The organism is Nitrosomonas sp. (assembly GCF_019752415.1).
Classification (GTDB): Bacteria; Pseudomonadota; Gammaproteobacteria; order Burkholderiales; family Nitrosomonadaceae; genus Nitrosomonas.
In genome coordinates, this window is the sequence record NZ_JAIEME010000070.1 from 14,570 (window position 1) to 30,864 (window position 16,295).

Here is a 16,295-nt window from a genome sequence, read left to right on the forward strand (position 1 = left end):
AAAAGCTTGATTCGATCTTTAAAGTTTTTTATAGGTGATATTTTTCGCCATTCACAGATTCAATCTGATTCTCCTTTTCGGGAATGCTCATAGCACACGAAACGCAATGATCGTCACCAGTGTCGGAGGTATTGCCGCAATCAATAAGCCCAGTGGATGGATCGATTGTTCATCGAATTTGCCTCGTAAAATAGCAAAACCGGCAGGGTTTGGAGCATTGGCAATGACCGTTAAACCGCCGCCAGTCACCGCACCTGCGACCAATGCGATTTTAAACTCCTCGCTTAATCCTTCAACCAACGAACCCAGATAGGTCAATGCCGCATTGTCGGTGACTGCCGTCAATAAGGTAGCACCAAAGTACACAGCCGTATCGTCCATGTCCATCAATATTGGCTGGAGCCACCACTGTTGCAGCCCGCCGAGCACCACCAATCCCGCCAAGAAAAATGCCACCATTAAAGCCTCACGTAAGATCAACGGACTTTGATACTGTGGATAAGCGGTTGTGAACCCAATAAAAAAAAGAAATAAACCCATAAAGGCTGCCGGGTGATGAGCAAACAAAACAACCAACGTCAGAAACACCAGATGAATCAGTACCACCGCTAATGGCGTTTTTAACACAGCGGTATCCACCTTTTGACTGACATGTCCCAGCTCATGCCGGAATAACCAGGTAACCGCACACGCATTGACGGCAACTGCTAATGCAGCTTTCCAGCCAAAGTTCGTCATCATGAACCAGGTATCCCAATTCCATTTTGCAGCGACCATCAGCACCGGCGGCGCCGCGAAAGGTGTCAGTGTGCCACCTATGGAGATATTGACAAATAACACACCGACCGTAGCGTATTTTAACTTGGTGGATATCTCTTTGCTAAATAGTGTGTCTCGCAACATGAGTGCCGCAAGCGTCATCGCCGCGGGTTCCGTAATAAATGAGCCCAATAAAGGAACGAAAGCCAGCAATAAAAAGTACATGGCCATGCCTGGATTTATTGGTAATGAGAATGCAGCGCGTTGTACAGTAGATGCGGCCAAATCTAAAACGGGTCGCGTCCCGGCAATGACCATAATCACAAACACAAACATGGGTTCGGTAAAATCGCGTGATTCAAGGTACGTTATTGCTTCATGCTTACCACTGATGGCAAATATAAAAAGTATCAAAACCATCGCCCAGAAACCAAACACTACTTCGACTTCACCTAATAAATGCCAAATTCCTGCATGGCGCGGTTGGGTATGCGCCAGGTGTTCAAAATATTTGGTTGAAAATGTATGGATCACAGCCAGTGCAAATAACACGGCAGCGATGAGTTGAACGGATGTCGGATTAATCATATTGTGAGATTATATGAAATGAGTAATGAGAGATTTGGTAATGATAGCATTACTCGTATGTTATATCGCGTATTTGACTGTTTGATGACCGAATCGGATAAGGTTGCAACCGACTACTTCCCCAAATCAGCCAAGAACAGCCGGATGCGCTTGGCATTCATGCCAAGATCACTTTTCCCGACCCGCGAAGCGGAACGCATATCAACCTGTGTCTTATTTCCTGCTGCTTGAATCCGGATTACCACATCATCCTTGAAACCCATAATGCGTGTGGTATCGGTTGCCTCAATCCGGCCACTTTCAGCAGAAACAGCAGCAACCTCCCAACCCCGTTTTTTCACCAGCGCAACTGCCTGTTCAAAAACCTGATCGGATGGACGAGGAATGAGTAGCGGAGCCAGATCGGGATAGCCTTCTTTCTGCAAGGTGGACAGATTCTCCGGCTCAGGCTGATCCAATGAATTATGCGCCGGTGCGCGCAGCGCTTTTATTGCTACGAACTCAGGCGGGTGCGCCAGATCTGTCGTAATATCATGAATGCGTGGTGCCCCGGCTCCTGCCATGATAGCCATCAGAACTGGCATCACGACTAAAAAGCCCAGTGCCGGTCCAGCCAGCGTAGAGGCAATGTTGGTTTCTTTCGCTTTGATTGCACGCAACGTCCCAATCAATCCGAAAACGATGGCCAACAATCCGGCCAGTGTAGTGCCGGCAATCCCGAGTAAAGCTGGCTGAAAATCAATAATACTGAATCGAAGACAGAATACAGCAAAACCTGCCGCTAGTAGGGAAAACAACGAAATCCTCAGACTCCAGCGGGTAAAATCAAATGGTTTATTCATAGTCGAAATCATTTTAAGTAAGGTCAATAAAATAAGCAGGAATTGTGATTTCCAGCAATCCTAAAACTTGGGAAAATATGACTGATGTGCCTTGGCATCGGAAAATGGACTCATTTTCTTGGCTTGAAAGAAGCTGAATAATATTTCATTATCCTGTAAGATATTTCTTGCTCTATCTACCCAGAAAGCCCAAATTACTTGGTTCAAAGCTGCTGCAAATCCTCGTCTGATAAATATCTTCAGCATTATTGCATGAAGAAGCTTCTGCTATTGTCTTTCGCCGTTCTTGTGATGTTTTTCTGGATTTTTCCGGCAAATGCAAAAACACTTGATGTTGCCACAGAATACAAAGATGCGATTGGCCAGTATATTCAGGTTTACCAGAGTGGCGATGGTTATTTAAGTAAGCACGACGCATTCGATGCATTTAGAAACGGCCACTTCTCTTTATCCGATAATCCCGTTATTAATTTTGGAGTCGGCTCGAAACCGGTATGGCTTGCCCTTCAGATCAGCAATTCCAGGAAAATCGCTATGCATCGGAACCTGTTGATTGAAACTGCCTGGTTGGACAAAATCGATGTTCATTATTTCCAGCAAGAGCAGTTAATCAATAGTTATCACACTGGCGACAGTTTGCTATTTGCAGAACGTCCCCTCAATCGTCGATTCTTTGTCATGGGTCATGATTTTACACAAGGCGAAACCACAGTTTTAATCCGGGTAGAATCAGCCGACGCGATGGTTCTGCCGATTTATTTATTGGACAATGAGAAACTAAACGATAGAGATAGGGTGCAAGCCTATAGCTATGGTTTTATGTACGGTGTTATTTTGGCTTTGGTTGCATACAATTTTATGTTGTATATCGGGTTACGAGCTGCCCCCTATCTGCTTTATTCAATCTATCTCTTATTCTTTTTAGCACTGAATGCTGCGTATACGGGTCACGGCTACCAATGGCTGTGGTCTGAATCGCCCCAATGGCAACAATGGGCTAATCCATTTCTGATGATGGTCTGTACCGTGAGCGGGTTTGCATTTGCACTACACTTTCTAGCGATCAAAATAGCCTGGCCCCGCGTTTATCGCGTGATTATCGTAAGCTGTGCCGGTTTTAGCGCATTAATATTGTTAGCGATGCTGATCGATGAATTTGTCATAGCATTGCTGATATCAATCGGTTTTATCTTCTTTTTTTACATTGCCTCCGTCATATTGGGCGCCATTTCGTTGCGTGCCGATAACCAATTTGCCAAGTATTTCCTGTTGGCATCCATTTTCTCGATATGCGGTGGAACTATTACGGCAAACGCCGTATGGGGGTTCATCCCATTTAACTGGTTTACCTACCGGGCGACGGATATCGGCATGATGGCGGATGCGATTTTGCTAGCGCTGGCACTCGCCGAGCGTTTTAACATCAATCAGAGCGAGAAACTGGCCGCTGAGAGAATGGCCGGAATTGATTTATTGACCAATTTGAACAACCGGCGGTCGTTTTATAAATTTGTGCAGCCAATCTGGGCCATGAGCTTACGCAGCAAAAGTAATACGTCCGTCATCATGCTGGACATTGATCATTTTAAATTGTTGAATGATAACTATGGTCATGCATTGGGAGACCGCGTTCTCATGCAGTTATCCGAGACGCTGCAAAAAGAAGCGCGTAGCGGGGATATTCTGGCGAGCTGGGGCGGGGAAGAGTTCCTTGTTTTTCTGCCGGAAACGCGACTGACAGATGCCGTAGCCATAGCGGAGAGAATGCGCAAAAAAATTGCCACTATTCAGATTGCTACCGATAAGGAAGAAAAGCTGTCATTTACCGCCAGTCTGGGTATTGCTAGTACCTTAGATGGCAATGTGTCTCTGGATGAGTTGATTTCCCAGGCAGACCAGCAGCTTTATCGCGCTAAGAAGCAGGGGCGTAACTGTGTGTGTTCAGAATCATCCGGCTAAGTGATGCCAGTTTTCCCTGCTGCTATGTAGTCCCAATGACTTGAGTATGGTTTCAGAATCTTCGTCATTATCAAGATCATCATGGTTAGTCGCTAGTTCATCAATGATCTGAACAATCCGGCTATCTGGAATCAGGCCATCTGCTAAAGCTTCATTATCGTCATCATTAGACTCTTTAAGCTCTGCATTCTTGCCAAAGAATTCCTTGTTTATCATGACAAACCTCTTTACGGAATTTGTTGATCACGGCACTAGTAGATCATAGTGTTGTGCAAGATAAATCAAAGATTACAAACGATTTTACCTGGTAATTAGGCAGTATGGGCTATGCCATTCAGCAATCCTGCGAGATACCTGGCGCCAAATTTTTTTGCAGGCCCGCCTTAGGATGGTACGATTATCTGATTGTGTTCCATTTCCATTAGATTGGAATAGGAAGCATTCTTTATGAATCTTATTCAAATTTAGTCAGGGTTATTGAGGCCAAATCATGAAAATTAAAGATCTATTTGAAAACTGGAATTTGACTGGGCTCAGAATCAATGCGCCGTTCATGGAAATGGAGTGGAAGCCCTCCAATCCGGATAAAGAAGCGGCGTGGGATCTTTATGTTGAATTGCTCACGCGTATTACCACGCAACCATTGCCAGACGAAGACGGCGTGGAACAAACCGCGCTGGATAGCATTTACGCTTTGTTTGGTATCACGCGAGAAACTCTCAAAGCACACGGCCGCTCTTGTATTCAATTTGCCAAAATTGCCATTGTGGTACTCAACCAAGTGGTGCGGCCTTTTACCGCCAAATGGCACCGCAAAAGCCAGAACGGTGCATTTGCTTCTCTTGATGAGTGCCAACAATTCCGCCAGGAACTGCAAATCTTACAAACGCAACTGAGAAATTACACCTGCCTGCTGGCCGAGCTTGCCGGGGTGGAAGATTTGACGGAGATTGAAGCGGAAGATTTGTAGCCTATAATCACAGTCATCAGTAATCGATATCATTCATCATGCCGCAAACCGAAGCTCAAACTATCAAACCAATATTTCTCAGTTACAGTCGTACTGATCGTGACGCCAGCGTATAGGATTGAATCAACTCTATGCGTTTTGCGGGCTCATGGGGGCTACGGCGGCATGTGCTGAAGCCAATCCGCATCAAACCCGGCGATTTACGGCGAAAAATTTCACGCGCCGCTTCGCGGCGCTATCAGTGAACAGCAAACCAGCGCTTCAGCGATCAGAGCGCCAGCGATCCGTTATTCGATGGAGGATGAATACAATACCCGGAACCGATACTGTATAAGCGGATGACTGAAAGGTGGTAGTCACGTACCGACGAGCGCACGCTGTTCGATTCGTGCGGGAAATATGATTCTGCGATCAGCTGCTTCATGCGCTTCATCCATCACGAAACCGCTGCAGATCGAGTTTTGTGACCAGAGTGTCAATACTGCCTGCGCCGCGGCAAGCTGGTTCGTAATTTCTTCCGCCCATCGATGGCCTGCATCGATGTGTTCGTCCATGAATACTGTCCAGCCTTCTGCTTGCAGTCGCTGCTTCAATCTGGCAGCAAGAGTTCTATCTTTTCTCGAATAACAAATAAAAATATCACTCATACTCAGTAGGCTTTGGTTCCGTGATGTGGGGTGTTCGGATTATATGAGAAATAGATTGTTTTGAGCGAATTAACGCGGCTCACGTAGAGTTTAAGTAGGATAAACGAACCCGCTAGGTAAGTGGATGAAAAAAACGTCATCGCTTCTATTTTGTATTACTTGCTTATTTGATTATTACCTCAGTCATGTTTATACTTACGTTTAAACAATTAAATTATGGAGTGCGGTGATGACAGAAGTCATTTTGGATATTAAACAGTGGGGCAACAATCTAGGCGTGCGTTTGCCCGCAGCGATTGCCCGCGAAGCGCAGGTGCATGTTGATCAGCGCGTGCGGCTGACTGTCGCTGATGGTCAGATTATCATTACCCCGATAGGGGATGAGTTATTGACGTTGGAACAACGTTTGGCGCAGTATGATCCCGCGCGTCATGGTGGTGAAGTGATGCGCGTGCAACACATCGGCGCGGAGAAATGGTAATTCTGTCATCAATGATGTATCGGGCATGCCATGACAAAGATAGACGATAACCGTCAGTTATGGTTGCCTGATCGCCGCGATATCATTTGGATTGATTGCAATCCGCAAGCCGGGCAGGAAATGTGTGACATACATCCTTTTCTGGTACTCTCGCCGTGTTTTTTTAACGATAAAACTTCGCTGGTAATCGGTTTGCCGATGACTACCGCAGCATACAATGCAGATAATCCATTTGCAGTAGCGGTATGTAAGGCCTCGAAAAAAAAGATTGAGCAAACCAGTTATGTGTTATGCCATCAACCTAAATCATTTGACTGGCGGGTCCGCAATGCCAAACCGCATCCTTGGGGTGCTTTGAACGAGGCTCTGTTTAGTCAGGTATGCCAACGGCTCAATCAGATTATCCAGCTTTGATTGGGGATTAATCCGCAATCCTGATCGCTATTGCTCAACCTGCCCACATGGTTCGCACATGGTCACGGTTTAAAGCCAACCACTGCAAGGCGATGATTGCGCTGACTGAATTGATTTTTCCGGCTTGTAATAACGCGAGCGCTGCATCCACTGTAACGACATGTACTTTGATATCTTCGCCTTCTTCACTGGCACCATGAACGCCACCGGCATGCGTCGTATCAACCCGGCCGCAGAATAAGGCAACGCTTTCTGTAGTACCGCCGGGGCTAACTAGAAAGTTATACAATGGAATCAGGCCGGTAATGATGCAGTCGGCTTCCTCGATGCTTTCGCGTTTTACTACGTCTTCCGTTGTCTCATCCGCTTCGATGATGCCGGCTACAATTTCCATCAACCACGGTCCATCGGGAGCATTCAGGGCGCCAACGCGGAATTGTTCGATCAGGACGACTTCATCGCGGATTGGATCATAAGGCAGGACTGCGGCGGCGTGACCGCGTTCGAATACCTCACGTACCAGCGGATGACTCCAGTCACCATTGAATAATCGATGACGCAAGCGGTAACGCTCAATACGAAAAAAGCCTTCGAAACAGATTGTTTTCTCTAAAATTTTTACGTTTGAATTCACCGTTACTTGTTCCATAGGAATAGATTGTTATGCTGCGTTCGCTATGCAGCAGTATATATTTCTTAATATTCGCCTGTTTCTCACTTTTTCCAATAAAGACCGGCATCGCAGCTTGTTTTTCGGCTCCAAGCAACTCGTAAGGATTATTGTTTCTATCTGTTTTCTCCTGTTTTTAATGTATCATTTACGGAAAAATTACGGATGGAGCGCGGATGGCATCAATACGAAAAAAGGGATCTGGCTACGAGGCGGCTGTTGCACGTAAAGGTGTGCGCAAGTCGGCAATGTTTTCAACTAAACTTGCAGCGCAAATGTGGGCCGCCGAAACAGAAAAGAAAATTATCCAGGGGGATTCCTCCGGTGGTCAGTATAAAACCGTTGGTGATTTGCTGCAAAGATATGTTTCTACGGTTTCAGTTAATAAGCGTGGCGCGCGGGTTGAGATGTACCGTGTTAACGGTATGTGTAAGTACGATATAGCCAAGGTGCAGCTTGATGAATTAACGCCATTCCACCTAGCGGAGTGGCGAGATAAAAGATTGTGTGTGGCAAAGACCCGGACTATGCTGCGTGAATGGAGCATGTTATCCCATGCGTTTAATATCGCTATTAACGAATGGGGTTGGATGACAGAAAATCCGCTCAAAAAGGTAACCAAGCCAAAAACACCACAACCACGGAACAGAAGATTTGTGGATGACGAAATAACCAGGTTATTAATGGCACTCGGATATGATTACAATGAAAAACCGGTGAGAAGCGGCGCTAGGGTTGGTGCTGCAATGTTATTTGCAATAGAGACGGCCATGCGCGCGGGTGAAATAATATCTCTGACCTGGGGTAATATTAACATCGATACGCGCGTTGCTCATCTTCCAATGACAAAAAACGGATTCTCGCGTGATGTCCCTTTGTCGCAAGAGGCAATTAGAATTATCAATCAGGTACGTGTGGATGCAACGGAATCAGTATTTAATCTGCGTTCTAGCCAGCTAGATCAACTGTTCCAGACTGCCAAGCGTAGGGCCGGGATCATAGATTTGCATTTTCATGACACTAGGGCGGAGGCTATCACCAGATTATCGAAGAAAGTGGATATTCTCACACTAGCCAGAATATCCGGGCACCGCGACCTTAAAATACTGCAAGGCTACTACCGGGAAACCGCAGCTGATATTGCAAAGCGGTTGTGAGTTATCGTGATTATGTTTTTTTGTCTGCCTTTCATGCTGCTTCTAGCCCCTATCTAGCCCCCTAGATTAATCTTCGTTCATCCAGCGCTGAAGCCCTTCAGCGAGCTTGAGCGCTCATGGGAATGATGTCAATGATGGGTTGCATTTGCCTGCTCCACTTCCTCGCCACGGTTAACAGACCTACTTCTATTCGACGTTGTAATCATTCGATTAATATAACGATAATCAATTATTACTCAATCAAATTATTAATAATTTCTCAATTGAGAAGTCGAATTGATGTATTGCTCTATCATTGATAAATAAATCAATGACGGGGAGCGTTTTATGAAAGTGTCAGCCACACAAATGGCTAAAGTGATCGGAGTTAGCCGGAGAACGGTTGTTACTTGGTGCAAAAGGGGCCTACTGGGACAAGATGCGCAGATGATTGGCGGTCGATGGGTTATCGATTGGCATGACTTCCTTTTCGATGGCAGTCCAGTTGTGTTGAATCTTACCCAGGTGGACATGCCATGCCAACCATCGCTCTGCGAATAAGACCCCGGCATTTTGCTACCTGGGGCGATTGGTATCACGGATATCCCGCGCTCAAGATATTGCCAAGCGAACTCTGCAAAAACAGATTTATTTTCTAACATATTTTTATGTGTGGTAGCGGTCAGGTCGTGTGGCCGCAGAATGGGATTTACGCTAATTTGTTAACGCCATAATATTCAGCATGAGTTAACGGAATTCTTTCTGAGAAACATTGGATACTGATGTTCCCTCTATTTTTACTCTTCCAATGGGTGAATAGTTTTATGCTATCAACATTTTTTTCTGTAGAGTGGTTAGCTGGTCATTTTGAATTTCAGTAAGGATTGTTGTCAAATGAACCCCTCAAGTTAATTAAAAAGCAGATTTACATACTACCACCCTAAATCACTCAAAACCAGATGCCTTTGAATCCACCATTTTCCTCAATCTCGGCCAACGATCATGAATCCAATGATACTCAGGTGGCGTTTTTTCAGTAACCACATACACCTGCTGCTCAACATCCCGCTCAGCCAGTAAAGCCTGAATAGCCATTCCGAGCGACAGAGTAATCCAATGGGATTGTTTATCGTGATCCTTTTCTATGAAACTTTCGGCAGGAATTAATATAGGTCTGGGATGCCATGGTTTCCATTTGCTCATCTTGATGGAATCGATACGTGCCCGGTCGCCATTGGGGAATTTGCCTGAAACTTCTAGCTTACGTTTGCCCCAGATGATCCAGGTTACTCCGCCATGTCGAAGTAATACGGGACCCTGCCATCTGGTTGGGGAAAGTAGATGTTGTGATCTTGATATTGAATGCCGCCGCACATGTAAAAATTATATCTAACATGCAGTGATTCTTTCACGTTTGACGCTGGTTCTGTTTTTGATATTTTAGTGATTATTTAGGCTATGTCACAATTAGTTGTTGAAAATGACTTGCAAAATAACATGATTCATTTTTAATCAGTTGGTTATATGTTTTTATGGTTATAAAAAAATCATTTGTAATCAGTGAATTGAGAAATTCAACAGTTAACTATTACATAGCCATTATTTATAGGTTATTGTCTTACTTTATGGTTACAATTCAATCGAAACGTCTTGATATTTATTCCAATACCAAAAGGAAGTAATGTAACCATGGCGAAATCAAAAGAAATCAAAGAAGAGCCATTGGAAAAGCAACTGTGGAATGTCGATGGAGGTCTCTGTGTCGAGTAAGCTGTCACTTTTAACATCGACTGATGCGGTCATGGCCGCTATTGCAGAATGCAATCAGTTAGGACGCGATAAGTTTCTAGAACGTTACGGCTACAAATACTCTCGGCTTTATCCACTGCATTACGATGGTCATACTACGACTCCAAAGCCATCGCTGGCGAGGCATTCAGGAAGCAGCATGGCACGCCACTTAAAGCCAAGGAATTATCCGGAGGCGCTGCGACGGTGATTCCCGTCCTACAACGGCTCGGTTTCCCGGTCAGGGAGACCCTTCATCCTGTTGCAAGCCAAATTAAAGGGCACAACCTATTTCCGATATGACTTGCTCGAGAAGTATGGGGGACAGCTTCAAAAGGGTATCTGGGCGCCCTGAGAGTTTCCTGTGGTTTTCATTTTTACAGGCGCTAGCGGCAAAACTTACGGCTATAAAAATGGCTGGACTGATGATGGCATATTCCGCTATACCGGCAAGGACAATCGGGCGACCACAGTAGGTTTTCAATCCTCGATGAATTGCTTTTTAGATCGCTACAAGAGGATGGTTTATGTAACTACATTTTTTCGTTACAATTATTCTCTATGCTCCATTACCAGTCAATGCAAGAACTACTCATGATCGGATAGCGCAAGGCATGACGCCAAACAGCATCACAATCAGTGATGAATCTTACAATTGACCGGAATCTATCCAACTTCTTCTGTCATTAATTCCGCGATATTTGCGGCAAAACAGATGCCAGATCCAGCACTGAGCAAATAGTGAATGATGAAATCCAGGTGTAAGTCAGTTGTGACATCAAAGAATCGCAGAATGGTAGTATTGATTTCTCAATGATGACTTTGTAGTGATTTTAGGATTAAATATCTCAAATGTTCAATCTTCTCCAGATAAACTGATTGCCGGATAAAGATTATTGGAGAATTACCGGGAAGGCTGCCTTGTACGTTAAGTAAATTTTTACTGGGGTGAATCAATGAAAGAAATCAAGCTTGAATTTGAGAAAAAAGGGGAAGGAATATCGAAATCTCTGTCTGCGTTTGTACGCGTAGGGGATTCGATTTTTGCAGCAGGCGACGAAGGGATCGATCTAGCCAGACTTAAAGAATCTGATGATGGCACTTGCTTTAAGCTCAAAGCACTGATCAATTTGAGTGATTGGTTTGATTTGCCAATTACACCACTGCAAGAACAGACAAACCAGATAATGGAAATTGATCTTGAGGGAATGGATTTTGACCCTACAAAGCAACTCTTATGGATGGTTGGATCGCATAGTCTGAAGCGCGGCAAGGCGAAGGCAACGTTTGATACAAAGAAGAATTTGGAAGTACTTAGTCAAGTAAAACCGGATGCAAATCGATTTTTTCTAGGTTGTGTGTTCCTTCATAAAAACAAAAATAAGCAGTTCCGACTTTCTATGAGTGAGGGTGATAACAACACACGTGCAGCTCAGCTTAGATGTGATGCAACCACAAGTGAATTGCTGGATGAGATTAGACGCGATACGCTATTCACTCGTTTTTGTGACAAGAATGGCGGAATTCCAGGCAAAGACAATGGCATAGATATTGAGGGCTTAGCATGTACACGTAATGGAAGAGTGCTTGTGGGAATGCGTGGGCCAGTGCTACGAGGAATCGCAATTATTCTTGAATTAGCACTGGAGCGGATTGATTCACCGAATACGAAAGCCGATCAGTTGCAACTGACAAAAATTGGCCCCACTGGGCTTAAATATCGTCGCCATTTTTTGGATCTGGCTGGGCATGGGATTCGTGATTTGTGCTGGGATGGTGATGATCTTTTAATTCTTGCCGGCCCAACTACAGGTCTTGACTCACCCCCATTAATTTTTCGATGGAAAGCAGCGCGCAAGGCATTTGGAAAAATGAGTGGCGAGGAAGAGAAGTTTATCTGGCGTTCAGAAAATGTGCTTGTGCAACAATCTCTAGGCTCAACCTGGAAGCAGGTCGAAGCAGGCGCTGATCATGCCGAAGCGATTGCTTTGTTTGACAAGAAACACTTGATGATTGGTTACGATTCACCCAGTACAAAACGTTTTCACAAACCGGCTTCGGTTATAGTGGATATTGTTGATTTGTAGAGCTACAGAAAATTAGAAGTTATTTTGATTGCTGATAGTTACTGATAGGCAATACTAGACAATGTGGCGCTCGCTTTGGGCGCTGTGAATTGAACCCAGTTGCTCCGAAATATAGCTCTGATTGCAACGTACGTCCTCAGGCATCGAACTTGAATCTGATCTCGTTTTTACGACGACGATCTATATTTGATCATATCTATAGACCAGATTTAGCTCAATCAAATGTTACGGCCTATGCTCGTCTTAAAGATCAAAACCCTTCATTTCATAAATTTCCATACTGCGTGATAAAAATCACAAAGAAAATCATAGAAATATGTTTTACTCATATTACAGCACACATATTCACCACTTAAATTGCGGTGCTTTGCAGAGGTTTACTTATGGATCTATGCGAAATATCTAACATAGTTTTGCAAGTTATGATTAAATGATAAGCAGTATATATGCCCTTTAGTTTGCTGTAACCGCTGAAAACTAATTGAGTATGTGCGCTGAATTCAGCAAAGACTGCGTCATTCAAGGTGTTTGCAATGCTTTAAGAAGATGGGTAATAAGCTGTTGTGAGTAATGTGCAAGCAAGACTGACAAAGGGTTGCCACGCTATAACGATGCCGATGAATCCGATGTTTTTATTCTTTCCGGCACGGAAGATTTGGTGCCTGTACTCAACCCGGATGGAAGCCGACCCGAAGATCCTATCTCGCCGTCAGGACACAAGATTCGCCGTTATCGCCCACGCATCGAAGGCTTATTTGCCAGAATTGAGCGCTGGACTAATTCAGAGGGAGTATCCCATTGGCGTTCCATCTCCAAAGACAATATCACCACGCTGTATGGATATGACGAAAAAAGCAGCATTGTTGATCCTGCGGATGAAACGGAAACACGAATTTTTAGCTGGTTAATTTGTGAAAGTTTCGATGATAAAGGCAATGCCATTCGTTATGAATACAAGAAAGAAAATTCCGAGGGCATAGATCGTTCAACAGCACATGAAGCCAATCGCCAGGATACCCAAAGGACAGCCAATCATTACCTGAAACGTATCAAATACGGCAATATAGCACCACGACGGTCTGGTGAAGATCTATCTAAACGAACTGACTGGATGTTCGAAGCAGTGTTCGATTATGGCGAACACTATGTGGAAGACACCAATGGTAATGTTCAGGTAGTACATTACACCGCCGTTCAGCGCGAGTGGGATTTACGGCTGGATCCATTTTCATCCTATCGCTCCGGATTTGAGGTGCGCACCTATCGCTTATGCCAGCGAGTCTTGATGTTCCATCATTTCAATGAACTGAAGGATGCAAACTATCCCGGAGGTGAAAACTATCTGGTGCGTGCCACCCACTTCAACCACAACGAGGGCACTGTTGCATCTTTCATCAGCAGTGTGACACAAACCGGCTACAAACGCATCAATGGACAATACCGGAAAAAATCCCTCCCGCCGGTCGAGTTTACATACAGCCAAGCCATCATCAATGAAGATGTCCATGAAGTAGACCCCGTCAGCCTTGAAAACCTCCCGCAAGGGCTGGATAACAGCCGCTACCAGTGGGTGGATCTCGACGGCGAGGGGCTTTCCGGTTTGCTGACCGAGCAAGGTGAAGCCTGGTTCTACAAGCGCAACCAAAGTGCCGTTCCGGTGGAAGATGCGGCAGGCAAAATAACCACCCCCGCGCGTTTCTCCCCATTGGAGCGTGTGGCCACCATTCCGTCATCGGCTAATTTGGCAGGCGGCCAGCAACTGCTGGATTTGGCCGGAGACGGTCAATTGGATGTGGTCGAATTCGATGGTCCAACGCCGGGATTTTTCGAGCGCACAACGGATGAAGATTGGGAAACACACCGGTCATTCAGCTCGCTGCCCAATATTGCCTGGCGCGATCCCAACCTCAAATTCATCGACCTCACCGGCGACGGCCATGCCGACATCCTGATTACCGAAGATGAAGCCTTTAGCTGGTACCCATCGCTGGCGGAAGCTGGTTTTGGCCCCGGCGAAAAAGTTCGCCAAGCCATCGATGAAGAGCAAGGCCCCCGGCTCGTCTTTGCCGACGGCACGCAATCCATCTACCTGGCGGATATGTCGGGAGATGGTTTGACCGATCTCGTGCGCATACGCAATGGCGAAGTCTGTTATTGGCCCAATCTGGGTTACGCCCGCTTTGGCGCCAAAGTTACCATGGATCAATCGCCTTGGTTTGATGCCCCCGATATGTTCGACCAACGCCGCATCCGCCTCGCGGATATCGATGGCTCCGGCTTGGTGGATATCCTGTACCTCACCGGTCAAGGCGTGCATATTTACTTCAACCAATCCGGCAATAGCTGGAGCAAGCAGCAAATCCTCAGTACTTTCCCACGCATTGACAATCTAACGGCCGTCTCCACCGTCGATTTGCTCGGCAACGGCACCGCCTGCCTGGTTTGGTCATCGCCTTTGCCCGGCGATGCGCGCAGCACCATCCGCTACATTGATCTGATGGGCGGACAGAAACCACACTTATTGACAGGAACCAAGAATAATCTCGGTGCAGAAACCAAAGTGGAGTACGCACCCTCCACCCGATTTTACTTGCAGGATAAGCAGTCCGGGAAACCGTGGATCACCAAGCTGCCATTCCCGGTGCATTGCGTCGAAAAGGTTACGGTTGTAGACAATTGGCGTCAAACCGAGTTTTCCAGCACCTATAGTTACCATCACGGCTACTTCGATGGTATCGAGCGTGAATTTCGCGGTTTCGGGCGGGTCGAGCAGGTGGATATAGAAACTTATGACAAGTTTGCACAAGGTAATATTGCCAGCCCGTATATCACCAACGATAAAACGCTTTATCAACCGCCGATCAAAACCATCACCTGGTATCACACCGGTGCGGCCATTGATCGGGAACGCATTCTGACCCAATTCGCAGGTGAATATTTCCCAGCCCGCTATGCGAGCGACTTTGAAGAAAAAGCTTTACCGGAACCTGAATTGCCCGCTGATTTAAGCGCAGATGAATGGCGTGAAGCACTGCGTGCCTGTAAAGGCATGGTGTTACGGCAAGAAAGTTATGAGTTGGATGTCGATTTGCTTCATGCTGATGGCCCCAAAGATATCCCGGTGCGAATTTACTCAGCCGCTACGCATAATTGCCATATTCAGCGGTTACAGTCGCGCGGAGACAATAAACACGCGGTGTTTCTCGTCACCGAAAGTGAAGCACTGAGTTATCAGTACGAGCTCCCGCTGCCGAAGAAATCTGAAAAGATTAGTCCAGATCCACGCATCGCGCATACGCTCAATTTAATGTTCGACGACTATGGTCGCGTATTGCAATCTGTAGCTGTGGTCTACCCACGATCAGTTGACTACGAAGATCCGGATAAAATCCTCAAACCGGAGCAACTGGCGCTGATCCACAAAGTCCAAAGTGAGCGCTACATTGCCTATACCGAGACGCACTTTACCGATGAACTGCCGGACAATCCGGATCGGCATCGGCTACCGGCCCCGTGCGAAGCGCTTACCTATGAGCTGACTGGTGCCGATGATTTTGTACCCGGTAGTGGGCTTTATTTCACGATCAATGATTTTAAATCGTTCAATCTTACAGACGATCTGCCCGGCCAGGGAATGAAACCTGTTATCAAACTGGATTATCAACAGCAGCCAACGAATAAAAAAGCACACATGCGCATCATCGACTGGGTGCGGATTCTCTATTTCAAAGATGATTTATCCGGCCCGCTGGATTTTGGCCAACAAAGCCACTTGGGGCTCACCTATGAGACGTATAAACTTGCCCTCACCGAAGTTCTGCTGACCGATGTTCTCAATGAAAAATTTGATGCATCGGTACGCGCCACTCTGAATAAGCCCACCCAGTACATCGGGCGGGCAATCGGCAGCGCTTTTGATCCAAAGAATCCGGGCAGATGGGTCGATGAAGCGGC

15 protein-coding genes are annotated in these 16,295 nt (G+C 45.9%); 9 read left to right on the top strand and 6 right to left on the bottom strand.

From position 1 onward, the window contains the following. Positions 1–87 precede the first annotated feature (87 nt). The gene (locus K2P83_RS11410; RefSeq protein WP_292929306.1) at positions 88–1,344 is read right to left on the bottom strand and encodes a putative Na+/H+ antiporter; all 1,257 of its coding nucleotides are present in this window, start codon (positions 1,342–1,344) and stop codon (positions 88–90) included. Positions 1,345–1,460: 116 nt separating this feature from the next. Then, positions 1,461–2,189 (bottom strand): DUF1499 domain-containing protein, encoded by a 729-nt coding sequence (locus K2P83_RS11415; protein WP_292929278.1) that lies wholly within the window; start codon positions 2,187–2,189, stop codon positions 1,461–1,463. Between the two features lie 252 nt (positions 2,190–2,441). Between K2P83_RS11415 and K2P83_RS11420 the strand changes: the two genes are divergently transcribed. Continuing rightward, positions 2,442–4,148, top strand: coding sequence for a diguanylate cyclase (locus K2P83_RS11420; protein WP_292929280.1), 1,707 nt, complete (start codon positions 2,442–2,444; stop codon positions 4,146–4,148). On the opposite strand, the gene K2P83_RS11425 is transcribed toward K2P83_RS11420, so the two are convergent. Continuing rightward, positions 4,137–4,364 carry a hypothetical protein gene (locus tag K2P83_RS11425; RefSeq protein WP_292929282.1) on the bottom strand — a complete coding sequence of 76 codons (228 nt, stop codon included), beginning with the start codon at positions 4,362–4,364 and terminating at the stop codon, positions 4,137–4,139. The genes K2P83_RS11420 and K2P83_RS11425 overlap by 12 nt on opposite strands. A 274-nt stretch (positions 4,365–4,638) precedes the next feature. Here K2P83_RS11425 and K2P83_RS11430 point away from each other — a divergent pair, with 274 nt between their 5' ends. Further along, positions 4,639–5,118 carry a hypothetical protein gene (locus K2P83_RS11430; protein ID WP_292929284.1) on the top strand — a complete coding sequence of 160 codons (480 nt, stop codon included), beginning with the start codon at positions 4,639–4,641 and terminating at the stop codon, positions 5,116–5,118. Positions 5,119–5,474: 356 nt separating this feature from the next. Here the strand turns inward: K2P83_RS11430 and K2P83_RS11435 are convergent, their stop codons facing one another. Next, a complete protein-coding gene (locus K2P83_RS11435; protein ID WP_292929286.1) occupies positions 5,475–5,765 on the bottom strand; it encodes a toll/interleukin-1 receptor domain-containing protein in 291 nt (96 codons plus the stop codon). Between the two features lie 229 nt (positions 5,766–5,994). Here K2P83_RS11435 and K2P83_RS11440 point away from each other — a divergent pair, with 229 nt between their 5' ends. Both K2P83_RS11440 and K2P83_RS11445 read left to right on the top strand, forming a co-directional pair. Further along, entirely contained in the window at positions 5,995–6,246 is a 252-nt protein-coding gene (locus K2P83_RS11440) for an AbrB/MazE/SpoVT family DNA-binding domain-containing protein (protein WP_292929288.1), read from the top strand. Positions 6,247–6,276: 30 nt separating this feature from the next. Beyond that, positions 6,277–6,660, top strand: a complete 384-nt coding sequence (locus K2P83_RS11445) for a type II toxin-antitoxin system PemK/MazF family toxin (protein WP_292929290.1) — start codon at positions 6,277–6,279, stop codon at positions 6,658–6,660. 34 nt (positions 6,661–6,694) lie between these two features. On the opposite strand, the gene nudF is transcribed toward K2P83_RS11445, so the two are convergent. Then, positions 6,695–7,309 carry an ADP-ribose diphosphatase gene (nudF, locus tag K2P83_RS11450; protein ID WP_292929292.1) on the bottom strand — a complete coding sequence of 205 codons (615 nt, stop codon included), beginning with the start codon at positions 7,307–7,309 and terminating at the stop codon, positions 6,695–6,697. 197 nt (positions 7,310–7,506) lie between these two features. On the opposite strand from nudF, the gene K2P83_RS11455 reads away from it, so the two are divergent. Both K2P83_RS11455 and K2P83_RS11460 read left to right on the top strand, forming a co-directional pair. After that, positions 7,507–8,487, top strand: a complete 981-nt coding sequence (locus K2P83_RS11455; protein ID WP_292929294.1) for a site-specific integrase — start codon at positions 7,507–7,509, stop codon at positions 8,485–8,487. A 327-nt stretch (positions 8,488–8,814) separates the two neighbouring features. After that, a complete protein-coding gene (locus K2P83_RS11460) occupies positions 8,815–9,027 on the top strand; it encodes a helix-turn-helix domain-containing protein (protein WP_292929296.1) in 213 nt (70 codons plus the stop codon). A gap of 384 nt (positions 9,028–9,411) precedes the next feature. Here the strand turns inward: K2P83_RS11460 and K2P83_RS11465 are convergent, their stop codons facing one another. After that, on the bottom strand, positions 9,412–9,669 hold the full coding sequence (locus tag K2P83_RS11465) for a hypothetical protein (protein WP_292929298.1): 258 nt from the start codon (positions 9,667–9,669) through the stop codon (positions 9,412–9,414). 538 nt (positions 9,670–10,207) lie between these two features. Between K2P83_RS11465 and K2P83_RS11470 the strand changes: the two genes are divergently transcribed. From K2P83_RS11470 to K2P83_RS11480, 3 genes are all read left to right on the top strand, one after another. Beyond that, positions 10,208–10,465: a hypothetical protein gene (locus K2P83_RS11470; protein ID WP_292929300.1), complete on the top strand. Its 258-nt coding sequence runs from the start codon at positions 10,208–10,210 to the stop codon at positions 10,463–10,465. Between the two features lie 745 nt (positions 10,466–11,210). Further along, entirely contained in the window at positions 11,211–12,341 is a 1,131-nt protein-coding gene (locus K2P83_RS11475; RefSeq protein ID WP_292929302.1) for a DUF3616 domain-containing protein, read from the top strand. 595 nt (positions 12,342–12,936) lie between these two features. Then, positions 12,937–16,295 (top strand): SpvB/TcaC N-terminal domain-containing protein (locus tag K2P83_RS11480; RefSeq protein WP_292929304.1); only part of this gene is annotated, 3,359 nt, incomplete at its 3' end.

Coding starts and splice junctions, on each gene's coding strand:
- K2P83_RS11415 (WP_292929278.1), bottom strand. CDS start 2,189: ATGAATAAACCATTTGATTTTACCCGCTGGAGTCTGAGGATTTCGTTG.
- K2P83_RS11420 (WP_292929280.1), top strand. CDS start 2,442: ATGAAGAAGCTTCTGCTATTGTCTTTCGCCGTTCTTGTGATGTTTTTC.
- K2P83_RS11425 (WP_292929282.1), bottom strand. CDS start 4,364: ATGATAAACAAGGAATTCTTTGGCAAGAATGCAGAGCTTAAAGAGTCT.
- K2P83_RS11430 (WP_292929284.1), top strand. CDS start 4,639: ATGAAAATTAAAGATCTATTTGAAAACTGGAATTTGACTGGGCTCAGA.
- K2P83_RS11435 (WP_292929286.1), bottom strand. CDS start 5,765: ATGAGTGATATTTTTATTTGTTATTCGAGAAAAGATAGAACTCTTGCT.
- K2P83_RS11440 (WP_292929288.1), top strand. CDS start 5,995: ATGACAGAAGTCATTTTGGATATTAAACAGTGGGGCAACAATCTAGGC.
- K2P83_RS11445 (WP_292929290.1), top strand. CDS start 6,277: ATGACAAAGATAGACGATAACCGTCAGTTATGGTTGCCTGATCGCCGC.
- nudF (WP_292929292.1), bottom strand. CDS start 7,309: ATGGAACAAGTAACGGTGAATTCAAACGTAAAAATTTTAGAGAAAACA.
- K2P83_RS11455 (WP_292929294.1), top strand. CDS start 7,507: ATGGCATCAATACGAAAAAAGGGATCTGGCTACGAGGCGGCTGTTGCA.
- K2P83_RS11460 (WP_292929296.1), top strand. CDS start 8,815: ATGAAAGTGTCAGCCACACAAATGGCTAAAGTGATCGGAGTTAGCCGG.
- K2P83_RS11465 (WP_292929298.1), bottom strand. CDS start 9,669: ATGAGCAAATGGAAACCATGGCATCCCAGACCTATATTAATTCCTGCC.
- K2P83_RS11470 (WP_292929300.1), top strand. CDS start 10,208: ATGTCGATGGAGGTCTCTGTGTCGAGTAAGCTGTCACTTTTAACATCG.
- K2P83_RS11475 (WP_292929302.1), top strand. CDS start 11,211: ATGAAAGAAATCAAGCTTGAATTTGAGAAAAAAGGGGAAGGAATATCG.